The sequence below is a fragment of the Mucilaginibacter mali genome (assembly GCF_013283875.1).
Taxonomy (GTDB): domain Bacteria; phylum Bacteroidota; class Bacteroidia; order Sphingobacteriales; family Sphingobacteriaceae; genus Mucilaginibacter; species Mucilaginibacter mali.
In genome coordinates this window covers 5,188,364-5,210,221 of the sequence record NZ_CP054139.1, presented here as the reverse complement: position 1 = coordinate 5,210,221, position 21,858 = coordinate 5,188,364, and the positions used below count along the sequence as shown (strand labels likewise).

General features: G+C 47.9%; 18 protein-coding genes. 10 read left to right on the top strand and 8 right to left on the bottom strand.

The window, feature by feature from the left end; translation table 11 throughout:
• Positions 1-97 precede the first annotated feature (97 nt).
• The gene (locus tag HQ865_RS22030; RefSeq protein ID WP_173416974.1) at positions 98-823 is read left to right on the top strand and encodes a 2-phosphosulfolactate phosphatase; all 726 of its coding nucleotides are present in this window, start codon (positions 98-100) and stop codon (positions 821-823) included.
• A 326-nt stretch (positions 824-1,149) separates the two neighbouring features.
• Here the strand turns inward: HQ865_RS22030 and HQ865_RS22025 are convergent, their stop codons facing one another.
• From HQ865_RS22025 to HQ865_RS22010, 4 genes are all read right to left on the bottom strand, one after another.
• Positions 1,150-1,533: a response regulator gene (locus tag HQ865_RS22025; RefSeq protein ID WP_173416973.1), complete on the bottom strand. Its 384-nt coding sequence runs from the start codon at positions 1,531-1,533 to the stop codon at positions 1,150-1,152.
• Positions 1,534-1,685: 152 nt separating this feature from the next.
• Entirely contained in the window at positions 1,686-3,482 is a 1,797-nt protein-coding gene (locus HQ865_RS22020) for a tetratricopeptide repeat protein (protein ID WP_173416972.1), read from the bottom strand.
• A gap of 121 nt (positions 3,483-3,603) precedes the next feature.
• On the bottom strand, positions 3,604-4,215 hold the full coding sequence (locus HQ865_RS22015; RefSeq protein WP_173416971.1) for an HAD family hydrolase: 612 nt from the start codon (positions 4,213-4,215) through the stop codon (positions 3,604-3,606).
• A 185-nt stretch (positions 4,216-4,400) separates the two neighbouring features.
• The gene (locus tag HQ865_RS22010; protein WP_173416970.1) at positions 4,401-5,984 is read right to left on the bottom strand and encodes a PAS domain-containing sensor histidine kinase; all 1,584 of its coding nucleotides are present in this window, start codon (positions 5,982-5,984) and stop codon (positions 4,401-4,403) included.
• Positions 5,985-6,158: 174 nt separating this feature from the next.
• On the opposite strand from HQ865_RS22010, the gene HQ865_RS22005 reads away from it, so the two are divergent.
• Entirely contained in the window at positions 6,159-6,875 is a 717-nt protein-coding gene (locus tag HQ865_RS22005; protein ID WP_173416969.1) for a DoxX family protein, read from the top strand.
• Positions 6,876-7,534: 659 nt separating this feature from the next.
• On the opposite strand, the gene HQ865_RS22000 is transcribed toward HQ865_RS22005, so the two are convergent.
• On the bottom strand, positions 7,535-8,017 hold the full coding sequence (locus HQ865_RS22000) for a hypothetical protein (RefSeq protein WP_173416968.1): 483 nt from the start codon (positions 8,015-8,017) through the stop codon (positions 7,535-7,537).
• On the bottom strand, positions 8,014-9,348 hold the full coding sequence (gene tilS / locus HQ865_RS21995; protein WP_173416967.1) for a tRNA lysidine(34) synthetase TilS: 1,335 nt from the start codon (positions 9,346-9,348) through the stop codon (positions 8,014-8,016). Before tilS ends, HQ865_RS22000 begins: the two co-directional genes overlap by 4 nt.
• A gap of 52 nt (positions 9,349-9,400) precedes the next feature.
• On the opposite strand from tilS, the gene HQ865_RS21990 reads away from it, so the two are divergent.
• Positions 9,401-12,085, top strand: a complete 2,685-nt coding sequence (locus HQ865_RS21990; RefSeq protein ID WP_173416966.1) for an OstA-like protein — start codon at positions 9,401-9,403, stop codon at positions 12,083-12,085.
• A 185-nt stretch (positions 12,086-12,270) separates the two neighbouring features.
• On the opposite strand, the gene HQ865_RS21985 is transcribed toward HQ865_RS21990, so the two are convergent.
• Together HQ865_RS21985 and HQ865_RS21980 are read right to left on the bottom strand one after the other, a co-directional pair.
• On the bottom strand, positions 12,271-13,137 hold the full coding sequence (locus HQ865_RS21985; protein WP_173416965.1) for an ankyrin repeat domain-containing protein: 867 nt from the start codon (positions 13,135-13,137) through the stop codon (positions 12,271-12,273).
• Positions 13,138-13,189: 52 nt separating this feature from the next.
• Entirely contained in the window at positions 13,190-13,702 is a 513-nt protein-coding gene (locus tag HQ865_RS21980; RefSeq protein WP_173416964.1) for a hypothetical protein, read from the bottom strand.
• A gap of 206 nt (positions 13,703-13,908) precedes the next feature.
• Here HQ865_RS21980 and HQ865_RS21975 point away from each other — a divergent pair, with 206 nt between their 5' ends.
• From HQ865_RS21975 to ligD, 7 genes are all read left to right on the top strand, one after another.
• Positions 13,909-14,628, top strand: a complete 720-nt coding sequence (locus HQ865_RS21975) for a 3-keto-disaccharide hydrolase (protein ID WP_173416963.1) — start codon at positions 13,909-13,911, stop codon at positions 14,626-14,628.
• 12 nt (positions 14,629-14,640) lie between these two features.
• Positions 14,641-16,383 (top strand): GMC family oxidoreductase, encoded by a 1,743-nt coding sequence (locus HQ865_RS21970; protein ID WP_173416962.1) that lies wholly within the window; start codon positions 14,641-14,643, stop codon positions 16,381-16,383.
• A 12-nt stretch (positions 16,384-16,395) separates the two neighbouring features.
• Positions 16,396-17,025 carry a gluconate 2-dehydrogenase subunit 3 family protein gene (locus HQ865_RS21965; protein ID WP_173416961.1) on the top strand — a complete coding sequence of 210 codons (630 nt, stop codon included), beginning with the start codon at positions 16,396-16,398 and terminating at the stop codon, positions 17,023-17,025.
• 59 nt (positions 17,026-17,084) lie between these two features.
• Positions 17,085-17,219, top strand: coding sequence for a hypothetical protein (locus HQ865_RS26070; RefSeq protein WP_262889704.1), 135 nt, complete (start codon positions 17,085-17,087; stop codon positions 17,217-17,219).
• A 278-nt stretch (positions 17,220-17,497) separates the two neighbouring features.
• The gene (locus tag HQ865_RS21960; protein WP_173416960.1) at positions 17,498-18,229 is read left to right on the top strand and encodes a LolA family protein; all 732 of its coding nucleotides are present in this window, start codon (positions 17,498-17,500) and stop codon (positions 18,227-18,229) included.
• Between the two features lie 248 nt (positions 18,230-18,477).
• Positions 18,478-19,248 (top strand): non-homologous end joining protein Ku, encoded by a 771-nt coding sequence (gene ku / locus HQ865_RS21955; RefSeq protein WP_173416959.1) that lies wholly within the window; start codon positions 18,478-18,480, stop codon positions 19,246-19,248.
• 3 nt (positions 19,249-19,251) lie between these two features.
• A complete protein-coding gene (gene ligD / locus HQ865_RS21950; RefSeq protein ID WP_173416958.1) occupies positions 19,252-21,780 on the top strand; it encodes a DNA ligase D in 2,529 nt (842 codons plus the stop codon).
• The last annotated feature ends 78 nt before the right edge of the window (positions 21,781-21,858 follow it).

Here is a 21,858-nt window from a genome sequence, read left to right as displayed (position 1 = left end):
TCGGGATAACAATTTGTGTAATTCGCATCATTCGAAAAAATTCGTGTCGCTAATAATTAATTCGTGTTCTCTGTTATTTTTGCAGCCGATAAATACCATGGCTTTAGATAAAAAATTAGAGGTTTGCCTTACCCCGGCGCTGATACATTTATATGATGTTGAACAATATGTTGTAGTGATCATTGATATTTTCAGGGCTACCTCATCTATTTGCTACGGTATTGAAAACGGTGCCGAAGCTATTATCCCCGTGGCGGAGGTAGAGGAATGCCTGGCTTATAAGGAAAAGCACCCGGATTATTTATTGGCTGCCGAGCGCAATGGCGAGGTGGTAAAAGGCTTCGATTTCGGCAACTCGCCATTTTCATACACCGCCGAAAAGGTGTCGGGAAAAACCGTTGTACTCACCACTACCAACGGTACGCAGGCGCTGTACCTCTCGCGCAAGGCAAAGCAGATCGCTATCGGATCGTTCCTTAATCTTACCGCATTATGTAACTGGCTGAAGACCACTAACGAGAATATCCTGCTGGTTTGCGCGGGCTGGAAGTATAATTTTAATTTGGAGGATACGCTGTTTGCCGGTGCGGTGATCGAACAATTAAAGGGCGATGGTTATCGTTTGGATGATCCTGCCCTGGCCGCTAACGACTTATTCCAGTTGGGTAAGCAAGATATTAAACAGTATCTTAAGAAAACATCGCACAGTGAAAGGCTGAAACAACTGGGTATTGAAGAAGATATTGCCTTTTGCCTGAATATAGATACAACAACAGCCATCCCTGTTTTAGATGGGAATCAACTAATAAAACTGGCGCTTTAATTTACGGCTAAAGGGCTTCTAAGCGCGCCCTGTTCTCATCGCTGCTATTGGCTTTCGGCTGACCGTAAACATGTGTTTTTTTATTGCAAGTCCCGCACTTGTATCGTCGTATGGGAAGCCAGAATAAGAATACTTTTACCCACAAGGCCCGGGGCGTTCTGTATTCCAGAATACCTGTGCCGCACCTGGGGCATTTCCTTTTTTCGATTTTTGCTTCCATTTTTTATTTTAGAATATTCCCAATGGTTGTATTATCCAATAGTTAAATATACGGCAAAGCGTAAATGTTACACAACCACAACCGGTGGACAAATAGTGGACAACGCTTAGGAATACACAACCGCCTTAGCATAAGTAGCTGAGATCGCATCTGATAACGCGTACCTGTCAAGTGGTTTAGGAACAAACATCAAAGGCCCTGTTTTAAGCGCTGCATCAATAATTACCTCGTCGATAACGGAAGATTGAAAAATGAAAGGGATTTTTAAATGCGCATTGATGTAATGTGCCAGGTCTACCCCGGTTTTATCTCCTTCAAGCATAATATCGGTGATGATCAGGTCGGCATCAGCCTGCCTTAGGCCGTCTATCGCGTCGTGATAGGATGTGGCCGAACCGCATACGCTATGCCCCAGGCGCATCACGGTTTGTTTCAGGATCCGCGATATAAGCGGCTCGTCTTCAACTATGTAGATGTTTAACTTTGGCATACCTTAGCAGATGTGCCGCGGATGCATCATACCGATGCGAAATACCCGCGGCTGTTTTTGTGATAAATGTAACTGTAAAGTTAAACGGGAATTATCTATTAGTTATAAACCGGGACGTGGACAAAACAAGGACAAAGGAACACCCTTAGCTACTACAATTGCGCGACTGTTTGTTCGATATCTGTATCAAATGGTAACTGCATCTTTTTACGCAGGCGTTGTTTAGATTTTTTTATACCCTCGATAGTTATACCCAGCATATTAGCCATTTCGCGATTGTTGAGGCCCAGCTTTACCAGCGAGAGCAGGCGCATGTCGGTATCGGTAAGGTAAGGGTAATCATTCCGTAACCTGGTAAAAAAACCGGCGTGCACTTTGGTAAACAGCTTTTTAAATTCGCTCCAGCTCTCATCGGTCATGATATGGGCCTGCATCAGTTTCTCCAGGTGCTCGGCGCCGGCTTTATCTGTGGTCGACCGGGTTTTAAAAGCAGCTATCTCGGCTTTGTACTTTTCTATCTGGGCGTTGTTTTGTTTGATGTTTTCGGTATACTCCTGCAGGGCTTCGGCGGCGTTTTTTAGTTTTTCATCCACGCGCTTCTTCCTCAGCAACAGCATTTCCTGTTCGCGCCGGGCATTTAGCCGGTAGCGGTTAAACAGCAGCAAGACGATGATCAATAGCAAAAAGAATATACACACCATGGCATTGCGCTTAAACGCCTCTACATCGGCCTGGGTATGTAAATGGTCTATTTGTCCGCGGTACTTTTCGGCCTCCCAGGTTAGCTTAACCCGCTCTATAGCGGCTATGCTGTTACGTTTAGAAAGGCTGTCTTTCAATGTCTCATATTTAACAGCGTAATTAACAGCATCGCGGTACTGACCGGTTAATTGACACAGTTTTTCCCTTTGCTTGTAAACATCCACCCATAGGGCCAGTACGTCTTCGCCGGGGCTTTTGTGTATCAGTATCTCTACCGAATCCAGTTGCGCGGCCGCGTCTTTAACACGGTTGCTATTAACACTAATGTTGCTAAGGCGAAGCAAAGTTTGCGCTGCGTTTGAAAATTGGGCGTATTTTAACGAGGCCTTATAATCGGCAACCAGGTAGGGTATAGCCTTGACATACTGCCCCTGCATAAAATAAACCGAACCGATATTGCCGGTCATGATACCTATCCAGGCGCTGTCTTTATTTGCCCGGGCTATTTTAAGCGCTTTATTAAAATAATCCATCGCCTGCGGAAACCGGCCGAACTCGCGGTGAATAAGGCCGATGGTATTTACCACATTAATTTTTGTGCGGATATTGTTGATAGGGTACTGCAGGGCCGACTTCAGCAACGGTTCGGCGGTGGCATAATCTTTAAGCGAATAATAAAACTTGGCCTGCTCTAATATATAGGTAGATATATTGGGGATGCGGCTAAACCCAATTTGCCTGAATTTGTCCATCCCCTGCAAAAAGTACCGGCAAGCTTCAATATTATGGTTAAAAGTGAAATAGTATAAGCCTTTTTTATGCAGGCATACCGCGTTTTCAACCGGCATATAGTGTGCCGCGGTATAATCGATGGCTTTTTGATGGTACGCTATACTTTGGTGGTTATAACCTTTGTTTACCGAGTAATAATCGGCCCGCATCAGGTAAACACTGGCCTCTAAAGGTTCATCATCCAATTTTTGGGCAAGTTGCTGCACGCTATCGAGCACGGCCATCAGCACTGCTTCGTTTAAGCGGCGATACTTGCTTTTATAGATCTCGGTGGCGCTATCAACCCGCTTATCTGCAGGGATATCACTAAGGAATTTAAACGCAGAAAAAGGAGATGGGGGCGCATGCTGCGCGAACAAGTGTGTGGTGGCAAAAATAAAAACAACTATTATCCATGCGCAACGCGTATTAAATGCCGGCAGCTTGTAAGCAGGGTAATAGTTAATCAGGCGCATATCATAAACTGATACGCAAATATGATGAAGTATTACTTTCTTTTATAATGAAAGCAGCTATTTTTATTACAATTAAGAAAATATAGTACAGATGCTCTACTATTGGTTAATAGTGGGATGATCACACTTTATCTATCCTTATCCAGGGCATACCGGCAGCTTTTGCGGCTGCTACGCCGGGGTTGCCGTCTTCAAACACCAGGCACTCCTGCGGTTGTACCCCCAGTTGCCGGGCGGCTAATAAAAAAGGATCGGGGAAGGGTTTGCCGTTGGGCGTCTCGCCCGCGCATACCAGCACATCAACCAGGTCCAGTATACCCAGTACCTGCAGGGTTTTGATAATGGCCTGGCGGGTGCCGCCCGATACCACGCCAATTTTTAACTTACCCGCATGGGCTATTAAATGGTCGGTAACGTACTCGATGGGTTTTATACGTTCGATATATTCGTTGTAAAACAGTTCATATTTATCGGCCGCGAATTTGTCCGGATCGAAGTTGCTATTATAGCGCTTGTTAATTTCCTTAACTACTTCGGGGATGGGCCAGCCGGCCAGTTCGTCTATCAGGGCGCCGTCAATATCAACACCGTCATTTGCGGCAATGCGGATGTAGGTATCGGTATGGGCGGGCATATTATCGGCCAGGGTGCCGTCGCAATCGTACAGGAAAGCTTTGTAATCGCCACGGGATAGTTCAAGCAGTTTTTTAAATTTAGCGTTATCGGCAGCCATGGGCAGGGGAGTTTGTGTTGGGGCAAAAATAGGGAATTATGGGTAAGGGGAATGTCAGGATTTGAGTGTCAGCACGAATTGATTTTTAAGCTTTATACAATTTAATCGAATTACACGAATTAAAAGGATCGCCATTCAAAAAATTGGTGTAATCCGATTAATTCAGGAAAATTTCGTGTCGGTTTTTAAACCTCCTCCTCCTCATTTATCGGCAGCGTAAACCAAAACCGGCTACCCTCGCCCCGCTGGCTTTCCACGCCGATCTGCCCGCCATGGCGCCCGATAATTTCGGAACTGATGTACAAGCCCAAACCCAGCCCCGAGAATTGGTGGCCTAAGGCATCCACCCGATAATACCTGTCGAACAAATGTGGCAACTTATCGGGGTTGATGCCGATGCCATGGTCGCGCACGGAAACAGTGACGAAGTTGGCAGTATGGCTGATATCTATCTCGATATTTTTTGATTGGGGGGCGTACTTCACAGCGTTGTTCACCAGGTTTACCAGCACCTGGTCTATACGGCGGTAATCGGCATAGATCATCAGCTCATTGTCGCCACTTAGTATCACCTCGTGTTCGCCGTTCATGCGCACGTGGTCGGTGCAGTCCTGTATCAGATCAACCAAATTAAACATCGTTTTGTTAAGCGCCAGCTGACCTTGTTGTATGCGGGTAACGTTCAGCAGGTCATCAAGCAGGCGCACCAGTTTGTTAAGGTTGTTATTGGCCTTATTAATAAACATTGGCACCTTGTCTGATGTCGGGTCGGTCTTCATTAGCCGCTGCAAGATCTGCATCGACGCATTTAGCGTAGTAATAGGCGTTTTTAACTCATGACTGGCCACGCTGATAAATTCATCCTTTCGCTGCTGGATCTGGTAATCATCGGTAACATCCTGCAAAATACCGCTCAGGCGGGTAGCGTTGCCATCACTATCAAACACAGCGCGACCATTGGCCTCTACAACCCGCTGCACCTTGTTTTTTTTATTGACGATGGTATAAACAATATGATAATTCCCGTCCGAGCCTTTTTCTGTGGCTTTGGTAATGGCTTCGGTAACGTTATCCCGGTCGGCTTCGATAACAGAATTTAGCGCGTCGCCGAGGGCAATTTCCTCATCAGGCGGCAGGCCGAACCATTCTTTCAGCCGGGTATTACCCATAAATTTGCCGGTTTTAGGGTTCAGGTCCCAGGTGCCCAGGTCGGCGGCTTCAACGGCCAGCTCCAGTTCCTGGCTGGCCCTTTTAATAGCATTGTACGATCGTACCTTCTCTGTCGTCTCGTTACAGGTAACCAGCACACCGGCAATATCGCCCTTATCATCGCGCACCTTGCTATAGCTAAAGGTCCAGTAAACATCCTCCAGACTGTTATTGCGATAAATGGGAATCAGCTGGTCTTCGCTCCAGGTCGATTCGCCGCCGGCCAGTACCTGGTCTATCAATGGCTTGATGATGGGCCATATCTCGGGCCAGCAATCTTCGCCCGCCTGGCCCAATGCTGTTGGGTGCTTGCCGTTATTGCCCAGGCTTGGCCGGTACGCATCATTATAAAATTGGATAAGTTGCGGCCCCCACCACAAAAACATAGGGAAACGCGAGTTAAGGATAAGGCTTACCGTAGCCAGCAGGCTTTGCGGCCAGGTATCGGGATGCCCCAGCGTGGTGGCCGCCCAATTGAACGACCGGGTTAAAGCCCCCATTTCGCCGCCACCTTCCAAAAACTTATCCGATACCGATAGCAGGCTATTACTTGAGGACATTTACCAGGTAGATTTTGTGATATGCTAAAATTGCTTGTTGCTTTGACGGGGAACGATTTGTAACCCTGCGAATGGTTGATAACAAGTACACCGGCACATTGTTTTAAAATAAAAGCAGATGGGGGTATTATTAAATAAAATAATAACTTTGCAAAACAAAGTACTTTTTATAAAATGAAATTACTATACAAGATAGACCGCCTGCACCGCCAGGCTATCCATAACAAATGGATGCGTTATTTCACCGTTTTTACCCGGGTAGCGCTGGCCGCCGGCTTTATCCCATCGGGCATGGTGAAGATCATGGGCGAGCGGTTCACTTCGCTATCCAACAACCACCCTATGGGGCATTACCTGGAGGCGCTGAGCCATACTGGCTACTATTATACCTTTATTGGTATTGCGCAGGTTACAGCGGCTATCCTTTTGCTGATCCCCCGCACGGCGCTGCTGGGTGTACTGCTTTACTTCCCAATCATCCTTAATATATGCATCCTCTCGCTGGCAGTGCGGTTTGACGGCTCTCTCGTTTCCTCTCCGCTGATGGTAATGGCCTGCCTGTACCTGCTGTGCTGGTATTACGACAGGCTGAAATACATACTCCCCTTTAAGCAGCCCGTTGCTATTATTAACGAACCAGCCCCAATGGCTATAAGTAACAAGTTTCCTGCTAAATTTTTTGCAGGGGCGTTTGCAGCTGTTGCCCTATTGGTGCTTACCATTGTTACGGTATTTGACATAAAGCCCCGCAACACCATGCAAGATTGCACCGCACAATGCCCCAACAGCAAAAATCCGCAAGCCTGCATGGCTTTTTGCGATTGCATCCACAATGAAGGCCAGCCGCTGGATAGGGCTTTGGAGGAGTATCATAAGGCGATAGATCGCTAATTACCCATCCCGTCATGCTGAGTAATATAATCCCGGCGGCCTCTAATGGTTTTTATGACATGCCGATGAAAGCCCCCTCTAAATCTCCCCCAAAGGGGGAGACTTTGGAACCCTCTCCTCTGGAGAGGGCAGGGTGAGGCTTCAGCGGAAAAACATACATGTCATGTTGAGTTATAAAAATCCGGCGGGCCTCTAATGGTTAAATGACATTAAAAGATATTGTCATTGCGAGCGATAGCGTGGCAATCTCATCGGATGATCGGTTGTGCTTTCATTAATGTTGGTTTGCTCATAGCCGCAGGGGCCTATTACTTTTCCCTTGAGTGGCTGTTGCGCAACTTAGGTTGTATTATTTTCAGTTTGGTATCTGCAATGTTATTTTCGATAGATTAATGAATATGTAAATACCAAGAAAAAAGGCCGTTAGGAGAAAAATTGAAATTCTGAACAAACGCATATATTGAATTATAAATCAGTAAATTACGTGTTCAATTTTTGTTCAAAAAACGAGGATTTTTGTTCATTTTTTTCTGAATTGAACAGAAGATATAGCGGCTAAACCCCTCCCAGCCATAACGCAAGTCCACCGCGCCCCTTCCCAGGGAGGGAACGTTGAAAGTATACAGGAAACTAATCTCTGATCAACTAATCACTAATCTCTAACCCTTCATCTCCTCTTTTATCGCCCGCAAAAACTCGTTAGCGTGTTGCGAGCCGATGATGTAGACAAGGCCGTCGCGGTCGGTGAGGTGGATGGCGTCGTTGCCAGCCGTGTAGAAGCGGATGGTGCCGCTTTTGTGCAGGTTGTATACCGGGTTGTTAAACAGGTAGCGGCTGTAGCTGCCTTTTTCGGCCTTAACAATGCTGTTCAGGTCTATCTTTACCAGTTTGCTACTCCACAGGCCGTCAACCAAAATGCTTTTGTTAATTACCCGGGTGCGGAAGTGCAGCAAAAACCCCATCAGGATGGATATGATGATAATGGCGAAGCCAACTACCAGCAGCAGATCGCCATTGCGTTCGCGTTCGTCGGTAAAAAAGTAGGCCGCGAAACAAAACATGGCCAACACCAGGCGAATGGTAATGGGTATCCATTCGCGGCCCAGGTATTGCTTTTCTGTAAATACCGAATTATCTGTCATGGCGTTTTATACAGTTCGAATATAGTAACTTTTTTAGTGTTATCGCTTACTTTATAACGGTTATCAAGCCGGTAACCACCAAGCCAAATAATATCACCGTTGCCGTTTACCAGCACAGGCACTTCGTTTTTTTGATGCAGCGGGGTTTTCTGATGCACAAAAAAATCGCTCAGTTTTTGCTTCGATGTCATCCCCAGCGGGTAAAAAACATCGCCCGGCTGCCAGGGCCTCACAATAAGCGGATATACCAGTAATGCAGCATCAACAGATGTGGCCATGGGGTTATCCCTAACCACCAGCGGGCTATCATCGTGCAGTAAAGTTAAACGGAAGCGCCCGTAAATTATTTCGGTGCATCCTTCATTTATGCCGATGCCCTGCAGGCCGGCACCGGATTTTTTCTTTAGGATCAGGGTGCCCCTATCAAGTACTAAGGTATAATCAGCCGATTCAAACAAGCGCCCCGAATGCTTATCCAGCGATGCGATGATGCTATCGGCATGTTCGCGGTTAAAGCCGTAGGGTTTTAGCAGGTTGTACAGCAAAAGTTGTTGCGGGTACATGGTTTTTACGGCATCGATGGGCAGGTGCAGTTCATCGTCGTGCCCGGTAAAGCGTAGGCGCTGGCGGTCAAGTTCGGCCTCCAGCAATTGTTCCAACTGGCGAAAATGCTGAAGGTTATGCTCAAAGGTCTCTTCGAGGGCGGGGTTCAGTTCTTTTAGTTTTGGCACTACCTCCAGCCGGATCTTGTTGCGGGCGTATTTGGCCGAGGCGTTGCTGCTGTCCTCTACATAGGCGATTTTATTTTGGCTGATGATATCGGCTATCTCCAGCCGTTGCAAAAAAAGCAAGGGCCTCACCAGCTTACCGTTAACGGGTAATATCCCGTGCAGCCCGGCTATCCCGGTGCCGCGGGTAAGGTTCAACAATATTGTTTCGATAGCATCGTTTTGGTGATGTGCCAAAGCAATGGTAGTATAGCCATGCCTGGCACTTAACTGATCGAACCATTGATACCGCAGTTGCCGTGCAGCCATTTGTATAGATATTTTATGCCGCGCAGCGTAATTGGCCGTATCAAAATTGATGCTGTGAAATTCAACGTTCAGTTCCTGCGCCAGTTGACGGCAAAAGCTTTGGTCGGCATCGGCCTCGGCGCCGCGCAGCTGGAAATTGCAATGGGCTATGCCGAAAGTATACCCCGCTTCGGCTAATAAACGGGCCATCAGCACCGAATCCATGCCGCCGCTAACCGCCGCCAATATTTTGCTACCGGCATTAAAAAGCCGGTTTTGGGCAATAAAATGGGTGAAACGTTGCACAGGCAGCATTCATCAAAATTATTAATTTAATAAGCGCAACCAAAAAGTTAATTTTGCCAACGTGAGGAAACTGCTCTTAACGTCTATAATACTGATACTTGCCGCGGCTGCCATGGCCCAGCAAAAAAACACCATCAACCTGATTGATTCTAAAACGGGGCATGGTTTTAAATTAAATGGACAAGATGTGTCGGTGGTGATCAATGGGGTGTTCCAGCAAAAGTTCTCTACCCTGCGTGCCGATAGTACCATTATCTATCCCAACACCAATATTATAGATTGCTATGGTCATGTGGTAATTACCCAGGGCGATACGCTGCACGTATATGCCGATCAGTTAAACTACGACGACAAAACCAAAATAGCCATCCTGACAAATCACGTACGTATGGTTGATAAGGACGCCACGCTGACCACTAACCTGTTCAACTATAATACAGCCACTAAATATGGCACTTATGTAAATGGCGGCAAGCTGGTGAACAAGGATAACGTACTGACCAGCACCAACGGCTATTACGACGCCAATACCCGCGATGCCTATTTCAGGTATAACGTAGTAACCACCAGTCCCGACGCGTTGATCAAAACCGATACCATGCGCTATAACTCGGGCAGCCGCATCACCTATTTTTACGGGCCGACGCATATCTACGGAAAAAAGGACAAGGACACGCTGTATACCGAGAACGGCACCTACAACACCAAAACCGAGCAAGCATTCTTCGGCAAGAAGAACCGTTATAGCCAGGGCACCAAATCGCTAAAGGGCGATAGCTTGTTTTACGATAAACTGAAGGGCTATGGCAAGGCGATCAAAAACATCACCTTTGAGGATAAGGAACAAAAGATGATACTGAAAGGTAACCTCGGTGAGTATTTTAAGGCCGAGGATAAGGCGGTGATCACCCAAAAGCCTTACGCCATTTTAATTACAGAAAAGAGCGACAGCACTAAAGCAGTTGGCAGTACGCAGTCGGCAGCAGGCAGTAAAAAAACTGGCGAAGTGGCGCCGGGCGATAGCATTATACATGCCGTAGTAAAAACCAACCTGCCAAAAACATTGCCAACTGCCAAAGCCGATTCGATGGCTAAGGCGATCGCAAAGAATCCCGCTGTTAAAAATGCCATGCCGCTGGTTAAGGATGTGAAGGCCGCCGATGTGAACAAGGCTATTGATGCCGTAAAAAAACTATCTCCGGGCAAAGCCGATTCGCTGGCGAAAGCCATCGCTAAAAACCCTGCGGTTAAAAATACTGTACCATTGGCTAATAATATTAAACCAGCCGATGTAAACAAAGCCCTCAACGCCGCGAAGAACCTGCCGCCGGTAAGCGATAAGGCGGTTACCAACGCTATTAAAAATGTAAACACCGCATTGGCCGATACCGCGAAAAAAAACGCCAAACCGGTTATGGCGCCAAAAGATTCGGTTAAAAAGTCGAAGACCGATACCATGTACATTGGTGCCGATACACTGGAAACACAGGTGTTAACTTACAAAGCGCTAAAGGATCTGCAGGAGAAGCGCCGGTTAGCTGGCATCCGCGATACCAGTATTAAACCGCGCAAGCCTTTTGTGCCCTACACGGCCAAAACAATGCCTAAGTTTTTATCGGCCGATATGCCAGCGCTTATTTTTGAAAAGCCGGATTATATCAACCGGCCATTGTTCCCAAAACCAGCGCCCGATACTACACAAAAGAAAGTTGCAGCCGATGCAAAAAAACCGGCGGCAGATGGCAAAGCGCAGGCTAATGCCAAAGCGGCGACCGACAAAAAGCCCGATGCCAAACCCGGCGTTAAATTACCGGTAGATAAAAAGAAGCTACAGGCCGATTCTATACTAAAAGCAAAGCTGCACGCCGATTCGCTGAAAATGGCGCCGAAGCTGAGCGATTCCTCCCGCATCAGGATATTGAGCGCGCACCATAACGTAAAGATCTTTAAATCAGATCTGCAGGGTAAGGCCGATTCCCTGTTCTATTCAAGTTCCGATTCGGTGATCCGCAGTTATATCAAGCCGATGTACTGGTCGCAGGGCGCGCAGATCTCGGGCGACACCATTAACCTGGCCATGAAGAATAAGAAAGCCGATAATATGGATATTTATCCATCGGCGTTTATTGTGCATATCGAAAAAAGCGACTCGGCTTTCTTCAACCAGGTGGCAGGCAAGCGCATGCGGGTGTTTTTTAAGGATAGCAAAATATCGCGCGCTACGGTAAACGGCAACGCCGAGGCCATCTACTTTAACCGTAAAAAAGACAAGGTAACCGAACTGACCCACTCGATGGCCAGCCGCATTGAGGTGAACATGAAGAACGGAGAAGTAACAACCGCCGCGTTTATTCTTAAGCCCGAACATCATGCCATTAATATTAAGCAAGCTAAGGACGACGACAAGATCCTAAAAGGCTTTATATGGAAGCCCAAGGAGCGGCCCGCATCAAAACAGGATGTCATCAACCCTAAAAAGCCGCAGCCCGACGAAAAAGATCAGCCTAAAAAAAGCGCTCCGGGCAAAGCATCAGCAAAAGGGGCCCCGGTAAAAGGCTCACCTGCTAAAACGCCGCCCATCGCTGGTGATTCGGTAAAGGTTGCTGCGCCAGCTGCTAAAGAAGCACTCGTACCATCAACGGGAAAAAGCACAGCTACAAAGACCGATTCGGTAAAAAAAGTTCCTGTGCCGCTTAAACGTGATAGCACCGCAGCAAAAAAGGATACGGCTAAAAAAGCGCAATAAATTAGCCCGGCGACTCCGCATGAAGAGCGGGCGGTAATTGTATAGCATTACGTAGAGCCAGATAATTATCTGGCTCTACACATTTAAATCGTTTTACCCCACTTCACCTTTCGGTAAAGTATTCCAGGTTCTTAGCCACATCGGTTGAATAAAATGTAGGCACGGCTTTTTCAAACTCCATCGTCTTATGGGTTTAATGATTTTAGGTAGGCTTCTATCCGGGCATATGCCGCCTTATCGGCTTCGCTATCGGTTTCGGTTTGCATATACATGGCCCAGCCTAAAGGTGTACCGTTATAGGCTTTGTCTGTCGCGGTTAAACTCGCGCCGGCTTCAACCAGTAATTTTACGGCATCGAGCGATGTGGAATATATGGCCTGATGCAGTGGCGTAGCATGCGAATGGAAGCCGGTATCCTGAGAGGAGTAACCATTGGGGTCAACACCCAGGTCAAGCAGGTGTTTCACCATATCGGCCTTACCATAAAAGGCTGCGGCGGTTAACGCGGTTAGCTTTTCGTTACCGGTAGCCTTGTTGAGCAAACGGTCAACATCCGCTTTTCGTCCAAGTATCATCGCCGCCGGGAGCGTGATCTTTCCGCCCCTGTCCAGCAGGTGATTGGCCGCATCGATATTCCCATGGGCGATAGCACCCATGCCACCGCCCGGTGTAGCGCCGGCGTTGATCAGCACATCCATCATGGCTATTTGCTTGCCGCTCTCGCGCGGGATACGACCGGTAGCTACCAACCCAAGTGTATAAGTAAGTTGCTGTTGCCAGGTATCGGGGGCCTCGCGCTTAACGGCATCAACTAAAAAGCGGGTAACCTCAACAATATTGGATGGCAATTTTTCATTGCGGATGGGATTATCGGCTACAAACCAAACCAGGTAGGGGTCTTTAAAATAGCCCTCTTCATCTGGAGTGATCAGTCTGTCGCGCAGCAAGTATGGATGTTGCGCTACAAGGCTTTGCAATTCGTTAAGCCGGCCGGCATCCAAAGCGTTTACGGCTTGCAGGAAAATGAGATCGGTAATGTCGGTGGTTTTCATGGATATTCTGCGTTAGTAGCGATGGGTTTGAAACCAATCGCTACGGTTAATGTTACAACGTGGCCCTCTTCCCCGCCATTGCCTCCGCCAGTTTCCGCAATTCCGGCAGTGATGTTTTACTGGTGATCTTATTGATCTTCATCGCCGCCATTTCCCGGTCTTTCCTGAAAATAAAAAGATGAAAATGTTCGCCGTCAGTATGGTAATAGCCCTCATCGCCGATGGCTACCTTTTCCTGCCCGGCCATCATGCGGTTGGCAACAACAATATCGGTATAAGCCTTTTGCGCGGCGGCGGCACTGGGGTATTGCTTAACGGTAACATAAACACTGCCAGTTACGTGCTTTTCGGGGTCGGCAGTTTTTGCGGCATAGCCACAATTGCTTTCCCTGATGCCGTCCTTTTCGCTGGTAGTGTTATTAAGCAATACAGCCGGTTCGCCCAAAACTTTTTCGGCTTCGGCCAGGGATATGCAGGGTGCGGCGTGCGCGCTTTTTATGCTTGCTTTTTGCTCCATCCCAAAAATGTTGCAAATAATTATTAAAAAAATAGCGGCTGTTTTCATACACGGTAATTTTAAGTAAGGTACACGCTACGGCTTAGTAAATATACAAAACAATACACAAACCCATTGAGCCATGTATGTACATATTTAGCCTGCTGCTCCGTAGCATCCGTTCAGCTATTGCAATACTCAAGTTAATTCAGAATATTTGTTTATTAACCAATACATACCCCGGGCTGGTTCTGATCGGCCCAATAAAAAAGCCAATGAAAGCACCCGTAATTTTTTTACTGGCATCCGCGTTTTGCGCGCAGGCCGCTATGGCGCAAGCCCCCAATACACTAACCAAAAAAGAAAAGAAGGACGGCTGGAAACTGCTGTTCGACGGTAAGACCACCAAAGGCTGGCATACCTACCTGCGCGATACCGTAGGTTCTAAATGGCAGGTGCAGGATGGTGCCATCATCTTCGACCCGACAAAACCCAACAGCGGGGGCGGCGACATTGTTACCAACGATGAGTTTGAAAACTACGAGCTGAACCTGGAATGGAAAGTAGCCAAAGGCAGCAACAGCGGCATCATCTTCGACATTCAGGAATCGCCAAAACACCAGGCCACTTATGAAACCGGCCCCGAGATGCAGGTACTGGATAATATTGATGCATCCGACAATAAAAAAGAAAACCACCTGGCCGGCTGCCTTTACGATATGGCGGGCGATGCATCGGTATCTAAACCCAAACCTGTTGGCGAATGGAACCAGGTGCGCATCATCCAAAACAAAGGTCACTTAACCTTCTACCTGAACGGCATCAAAACCTTCGAGGGCCAGATGGGCAGCGATGAGTGGAATAAAATGATAGCCAGCAGCAAGTTTGCCAACAAGGCTTTTGCCGATTTTGCAAAGGTAGCCAAGGGCAAAATAGCGCTGCAGCAACACCCGGGTTCGAGCGCGTGGAGAAATATTAAAATTAAACAATTATAGCCTTTTGTATTTATGAGCGATCTGCAGATCAAAAAGTCGACCACAGTTTACGATGCCATTGTAGTTGGATCGGGGGCGGGTGGCGGCATGGCCGGTTACGTACTGGCGCATGGCGGTTTAAAAGTATTAATGCTGGAGGCCGGCCCCTGGTGGGACCCGGCTAAAGACTCGCACCAGCTGAAATTCCCTTACGAGTCGCCACGCCGCGGCGCGGGCACTACGCGTCCATTTGGCGATTTTGACGGCGCTTATGGCGGCTGGCAGCTGGATGGCGAGCCATACACTACAAAAGATAAAACAGAATTTAACTGGTTCCGTGCCCGTATGCTGGGCGGCCGTACCAATCACTGGGGCCGCATCTCGCTGCGCATGGGCCCTAACGATTTTAAAAGCCACCACTTAGATGGTTTGACCGATGATTGGCCGATCACCTACGACGAGGTAAAACCTTTTTACGATAAGGTAGACCGCATGATAGGCGTTTACGGCACGGTGGAGAATCTGGAGAATGAGCCGGATGGCATCTTCCTGCCCCCGCCAAAGCCAAAGCTGAACGAGTTGTTCATTAAACAAGGTGCCGATAAGGCGGGCGTGAAAGTAATCCCGGGCCGCGGTTCGGTACTGACGGAAGCTTTGCCGGGTAATAAAGACCGTGGCGCATGCTTCTTCTGCGGACAGTGCGGCCGCGGCTGTAAAATTTATGGCGATTTCTCGGCTTCATCATGCCTGGTTATCCCGGCCATGAAGACCGGCAACCTGAAGGTGATATCGAACGCCATGGTGCGCGAGGTGTTGACTGATAAGGAGGGCCTGGCCACCGGCGTAAGCTATGTGAATAAAGACGACATGCAGGAGTACCAGGTAAAAGCCAAGATCGTTATCCTGGGTGCCAGCGCCTGCGAATCGGCTCGTTTGCTGCTGAACTCAAAATCAGAACAACACCCCGGCGGTTTAGCCAACAGCAGCGGCGTGGTGGGTAAATACCTGCACGATAGTACCGGTGCAAGCCTTGGCGGTTTCTTACCGCAACTACTGGACCGCAAGCGCTATAACGAAGACGGCGTGGGCAGTGTGCACATCTACTCGCCATGGTGGCTGGATAATAAGAAACTGGATTTCCCGCGCGGTTACCACATCGAATACGGTGGCGGCATGGGCATGCCGGGTTACGGCTTCGCCAACGGCATCCACAACAAAAACGGACTGGTTCCCGGTAAAGACGGCAAACCAAAAGATGCTGGCGGCTTTGGTGCCGACCTGAAGAACGATTACCGTCGTTTCTACGGTACAGGCGTAGGTATGGCCGGTCGCGGTACCGCTATAGCCCGCGAAGACAACTATTGTGAGATAGATGATAAAGTGGTAGATAAATACGGTATCCCGGTACTGAAATTCCACTACAAGTGGACCGATGCCGAAGTAAAACAAGCCAAGCACATGATAGATACCTTCCAGGAGATCTTACATAACATGGGGGCTATCATTACCGGGAACATTCCGGGTGCCGATACCAATTATGGCCTGGAAGCACCGGGCCGCATCATCCACGAGGTGGGTACCATCCGTATGGGCGACGATCCGAAAAAATCGGCCCTGAACAAATATTGCCAGGCACACGATTGCAAGAACCTGTTTGTGGTAGATGCCGCGCCGTTTGTGCAGCAGGGCGATAAGAACGCCACCTGGACCATCCTTGCGCTGAGCATGCGTACCGCCGAATACATTTTATCACAACGCCAAAAACTGAACGTTTAACATCAAGATATTATGAACAGACGTGACTCCCTTAAAGCCCTTGGCTTAACCACCCTGTCTACAGCGGTATTGCTGGATGCCTGTAAGCCAAAAGCGGCCGAAGAAACAGCGGCCGAAACTCCATCAGGCCCGGTAGACGGTCGCCAGCAATTTGAGATCGACCGCGATAAAAAACTGATGGCCGATACTTTTTTCACCCCGCACGAAATGGCTACCATTACCGTACTGGGCGATATTATTATCCCCAAGGATGAGAAGTCAGGCAGCGCATCGGATGCTAAGGTGCCTGAATTTATCGAATTCATCGTTAAAGATATGCCCGATCACCAGGTGCCCCTGCGCGGCGGCCTGAAATGGCTGGACATTCAATGCTTTAACCGCTACGACCATGCCTTTACCGATTGCACACACGATCAGCAGATTGCCATGGTAACCGATATTGCCTACCCGGCTAAAGCCAAACCCGAAATGATGCAGGGCGTGGCCTTTTTCAATCGCATGCGCGACCTGGTATCAACCGGCTTCTTCACCAGTAAAATTGGCCTGGCCGATATTGGCTACATGGGCAACCAGCCCCACAAATGGGAAGGTGTACCGGCCGATGTGCTGAAGCAGTATGGGATGGAGAATGTGAAGGTGTAAAACAAGAAGAGCGGCCAATGAGCCGCTCTTCTCTTTTTTTAATGGGTTTGATAACAACCATGACATTCATTGCCGTTGGCTTTAGTCAACGGAACACCGTAAACAAGCTGGCTTTAGCCGAATTGCACTATGTTTTGGCTAAAGCCAGCTTCTTTGGCTCTAATCCGTCCCATAAATGGGACGGCAATGAATAAATCACATCTAAACATGCTTTCATTGCCGTTGACTTTAGTCAACGGACTATAGCGTAAATTAGATGGCTTTAGCCGAATTGCACTATGTCCTGGCAAAAGTCAGCCATTTCAAGCTCTAATCCACCCCATAAATGGGACGACAATGAATTTTGTTGCTTCTTGTATTGCATAAATCTTATAAGCTTCCCTTTTTACCCATCCCCCTTTTAGGGTGATTTTCGCACATTGACACCTGCCCAATCATAAATCTGCTATCTTTAATTACCAATTCCATCAGCATGAAAACCAAATTATTACTATCCTCCCTAATCACATCTGTCCTTTTCTCTTTCACCGCCCCAAGTACCGGCGAAGATGTGTTAAAAATGATGTACAGCCGCTATGCCGGTAAATGGCACCGCACGCTTACCTTCACGCAGAAGACCGAGCGTTACCGTAACGATTCGTTAAAGAGCACGCAAACCTGGCACGAGGCCATGCTGGCACCGGATAAGCTGCGCATTGATATTGAACCGTTGGAGAATGGCAATACCATCATCTTCCGCGGCGACTCTACCTATAACTTTCGTAACGGTCAGTTGCGCACAGCCACCAAGGATGAGAACGACCTGATATTTCTGTTAGGCGGCCTGTATTTTACGCCATGGGATGCGGTAACGGCCAAGTTGAAGACATCCGGCTATGATCTGACCAAATCGTACGAAACCACATGGAAGGACAAGCCTGTTTATGTTATCGGCACAAACAGCAAGGATGACGTGACCAGCAACCAGCTTTGGGTGGATAAAAAGGACCTTTACCTGGTGCGCATGATAGAACAAACCCGCGGCACTAAAGAAGAATGCATTTTTGAAAACCACGTAAAAATAGGCGGCGGCTGGAGCGAAACCCGGGCCAGCTTTTACTTTGGCGGTAAGTTACTGCAGGTAGAAACTTATTCGGATTATAAGGAAGCACCGGATATGGACGCGCGGATATTTGATGTGAAGAATTACGCGAAGATGAAGTAGGCGCCTCTCTCTAAACGGGCGCTCCTAACAACAGCTTGTCATTTCGAACCCTTACCGGGAGGGCTAATAGCGGGGCAAGGGTGAGAAATCTTATACGTGCGACCGGCTGTGCTTACAAGATTTCTCCTCACCCCTCCTACACAAGCCCTCTCCGGCTCGTTCGAAATGACAGGTCGTTATTCTAAACTTCCTTGCTACAAAACCCTTTCCCCATTCCATTGGTTATAATTAATCAATAATAATTGATTATGAGATCGATCTGGAAGGGTTCTATAGGTTTTGGGTTGGTGAGTATTCCCATCAAACTGTACTCGGCGGTGCAGAGCAGCGCGCTTAGTTTGGACATGCTGGATAGCCGCGATCATGCGCGCATCCGGTATCTGCGGGTGAACGAGCATACGCATAAGGAAGTGCCCTACGATAAAATTGTGAAAGGCTACAAGATAGATGAAGACTATGTGGTGCTGGAAGAACGCGATTTTGAAGATGCCGCCCCCGAAAAAAGCAAGATCATCGAGATCGAAAGCTTCGTGAATATCGACGAGGTTAACCCCATGTTCTATGAAACATCGTACTATGCCGAACCGGACACCAAAAACAACAAAGCCTATTCGCTGCTGATACAGGCCATGACCAAGGCCCAAAAAGCCGGTCTTGCCCGTTTTGTACTGCGCAGTACCGAGAACCTGTGCCTGGTACACCCGGTTGATGGCGTGCTGGTGGTCACCCGCATGCGCTTTGGGCAGGAGATCCGCGGAACAGATGAGATTGGTGTAGTCAAAGAAGTAAGCATCACCAAAAAAGAACTGGAAGTTGGTTTGGCACTCATCAATCAATATTCGGAAAAATTTGATGTATCTAAATATAAGGATGATTACCATAACGAGTTGCTGAAGATCATCCACGCCAAGGCTAAAGGGAAACGGCCAACTATCAAAAAGCTTAAACCGCAAAAAACCAAGGGCACCGATCTGTACGATCAGCTAATGCAAAGTTTAAACACCAAAAAGGGAGCGTAGGATATGGGACTGGCGGAGTACGTAAAAAAGCGTGATTTTAAAAAAACCAGCGAACCGAAGAGCGGGAAAAGCAGCAATAAAACACTATCGTTTGTGGTGCAGCGCCACCATGCATCGCACCTGCATTACGATTTTCGGCTGGAGCTGGATGGCGTACTGAAAAGCTGGGCAGTGCCTAAAGGCCCTTCATTAAATCCTAACGATAAGCGACTGGCCATGATGGTGGAAGATCATCCTTATGACTATAAAAACTTCGAGGGTATTATCCCAAACGGTAACTACGGTGCAGGCGTGGTGATGATATGGGACGAGGGCACGTACGAATCGCTGGCGGAAGATAGGGCCGACGATGTGAAAACCCTGCGCGCCGGGTTAGAATCGGGCAACCTGAAATTCAGGCTGAAAGGAAACGTGCTGCACGGTGAGTTCGCGTTGGTGAAACTGCACAGTGCCGAGGATAACTCCTGGCTGCTCATCAAACATAAAGACCAGTACGCCCTTCATGAATTTAACAGCGAGGACCTGGTGCCCAGCAATATCAAGATCATGCGCAATAATAAGGATGGCAAGGCGAAAGCCATCCCCAAACATAAAACGCTGGAGAATGTAAAGGATATTAAAGAAGAGCCAGCCGATGAGGTAGAAGAAACGAATGCAGCAGACCAACCAAAAGCATCCGGCCGGCATTTTCAACCCATGATGGCCAAGCTGGAAGCTAAAGTTTTCGACCATGAGGACTGGATCTACGAGCGTAAGCTGGACGGTTATCGTGCCATTGGTTATACGGGCAAAAAGGCCCGGCTGATATCGCGTAACGGTATTGATTTTACCCATCAATACCAAAAGGTAACCGATGTGTTGAAAGCGATAAAAAAGGACGCCGTTTTAGATGGCGAACTGGTGATTGAGGATAGCAAGGGCAAAAGTCTTTTCCAGGAGATCCAAAATTATACTGGCGATAAAAAAGGACTTACGCTGAAGTATTACGTGTTCGACTTGCTGAGTTTAGAGGGGCATGACCTGCGAGATATGGAACTAATTAAGCGTAAGGAACTACTGAAATCGCTATCGGCCGCCTTCCCCAAAGACGGGGCTATTATTTATCATCCGCACATTAAGGAGAAGGGTTCGGCACTGATGAAGGAAGCCGCCAAGGAAGGCTGGGAGGGCATCATCGGCAAGGATGCCAATAGCTATTATAACAGCGGTAAGCGCAGCGATAGGTGGCTGAAATTTAAGATCACACAATCGCAGGAAACGTTGATATGCGGATATACCGCGCCGACAGGTTCGCGTAAGCATTTTGGCGCGTTGATATTGGGGATGCACAAAGGCGATCATATGGTGTACATCGGCAATTGCGGCACGGGCTTTAACGAGGATAGTTTAAAAGAACTTTTTGCCGAGATGGAGCCCTTGAAAACCGATAAGAAGCCGTTTGAAGAAAAGCAGCATAACCGCACAAAGGTTACCTGGTTAAAACCTAAGCTGGTTTGCGAAGTATACTATTCTGAATGGACCAACGACGGGCACCTGCGCCACCCTGTATTTAAAGGCTTGCGTGCCGATAAGAACGCTGATAAAGTAACTATGGAAACGCCTGAAAAACAACTGGCCGATGAGGAACTGATCACCATCGGCAAGAAGAAATTGAAGCTTACCCACCTTAACAAAGTGTTCTGGCCTGATGAAGGGATTACCAAGGGTGAATTGCTGCACTATTACCGAGATATGGCTAAATATATTGTACCCTATATTAAGGATAAACCCATGTCCATGCGTCGGCAACCCAATGGTATTGGCGATGAAGGGTTTTTTCAGAAAGATACCGATGCCAGCAAGCTGCCCGACTGGATAAAAACGCACAAGGTGTATTCGGAAAGTAATGATAAAAATATCAACTACATTATTGGTACCGACGAAGCAAGTTTACTGTATATGGTTAATTTGGGTTGTATTGAGATCAACCCCTGGCTAAGCAATTACGATACTCCGGAAAACCCCGAGTTTATTGTGATTGACCTTGACCCGCACGATGTACCTTTTACCGAGGCGGTAGAGGCGGCGTTAAAGGTAAAGGAGATATTCGACCGGATGGAGACCGATGTGTTCATCAAAACATCCGGTTCAAAAGGGCTGCATATCTATTGCTACGCCGGCGGCAAGTACGATTACGACCAGGCCAAAATGTTTGCCGAATACGTGGCCCACATGGTCAACCACGAATTGCCGAAAACCACCAGCATAGAACGCAGTCCGGCCAAGCGGCCAAAGCGCACTTATGTCGATTTTCTTCAAAATCGTCGCGGGCAAACCATTGCCTGCCCATATTCTGTACGTCCAAAGCCGGGGGCTACGGTATCAACCCCATTGCACTGGCACGAGGTGAATGATAAGCTGAAGCTATCCGATTTTACGATTTATAATGTGATGGAGCGGGTCCAAAAAACCAATGATCCCTGGAAAGGTTTGCGGGATAAAAAGTTGGATTTGAAAAAGGCGCTGGAGGTATTGAAGGGGATGGAGGGGTAATAAAAAATCAGCTTGTCATTGCGAGGAGCGGCGTGGGAATGCGCGATGGTGCGACGCGGCAATCTCGTAGCTTGTAAA

Bases quoted from the DNA above. Each gene is read 5' to 3' on its own strand.
- ku (WP_173416959.1), top strand. From the start codon at position 18,478: ATGAGATCGATCTGGAAGGGTTCTATAGGTTTTGGGTTGGTGAGTATT.
- ligD (WP_173416958.1), top strand. From the start codon at position 19,252: ATGGGACTGGCGGAGTACGTAAAAAAGCGTGATTTTAAAAAAACCAGC.
- HQ865_RS22010 (WP_173416970.1), bottom strand. From the start codon at position 5,984: ATGTCCTCAAGTAATAGCCTGCTATCGGTATCGGATAAGTTTTTGGAA.
- HQ865_RS21965 (WP_173416961.1), top strand. From the start codon at position 16,396: ATGAACAGACGTGACTCCCTTAAAGCCCTTGGCTTAACCACCCTGTCT.
- HQ865_RS21985 (WP_173416965.1), bottom strand. From the start codon at position 13,137: ATGAAAACCACCGACATTACCGATCTCATTTTCCTGCAAGCCGTAAAC.
- HQ865_RS26070 (WP_262889704.1), top strand. From the start codon at position 17,085: ATGACATTCATTGCCGTTGGCTTTAGTCAACGGAACACCGTAAACAAG.
- HQ865_RS21960 (WP_173416960.1), top strand. From the start codon at position 17,498: ATGAAAACCAAATTATTACTATCCTCCCTAATCACATCTGTCCTTTTC.
- tilS (WP_173416967.1), bottom strand. From the start codon at position 9,348: ATGCTGCCTGTGCAACGTTTCACCCATTTTATTGCCCAAAACCGGCTT.
- HQ865_RS22025 (WP_173416973.1), bottom strand. From the start codon at position 1,533: ATGCCAAAGTTAAACATCTACATAGTTGAAGACGAGCCGCTTATATCG.
- HQ865_RS21980 (WP_173416964.1), bottom strand. From the start codon at position 13,702: ATGAAAACAGCCGCTATTTTTTTAATAATTATTTGCAACATTTTTGGG.
- HQ865_RS22005 (WP_173416969.1), top strand. From the start codon at position 6,159: ATGAAATTACTATACAAGATAGACCGCCTGCACCGCCAGGCTATCCAT.
- HQ865_RS22015 (WP_173416971.1), bottom strand. From the start codon at position 4,215: ATGGCTGCCGATAACGCTAAATTTAAAAAACTGCTTGAACTATCCCGT.
- HQ865_RS22020 (WP_173416972.1), bottom strand. From the start codon at position 3,482: ATGCGCCTGATTAACTATTACCCTGCTTACAAGCTGCCGGCATTTAAT.
- HQ865_RS21975 (WP_173416963.1), top strand. From the start codon at position 13,909: ATGAAAGCACCCGTAATTTTTTTACTGGCATCCGCGTTTTGCGCGCAG.
- HQ865_RS22030 (WP_173416974.1), top strand. From the start codon at position 98: ATGGCTTTAGATAAAAAATTAGAGGTTTGCCTTACCCCGGCGCTGATA.
- HQ865_RS22000 (WP_173416968.1), bottom strand. From the start codon at position 8,017: ATGACAGATAATTCGGTATTTACAGAAAAGCAATACCTGGGCCGCGAA.
- HQ865_RS21970 (WP_173416962.1), top strand. From the start codon at position 14,641: ATGAGCGATCTGCAGATCAAAAAGTCGACCACAGTTTACGATGCCATT.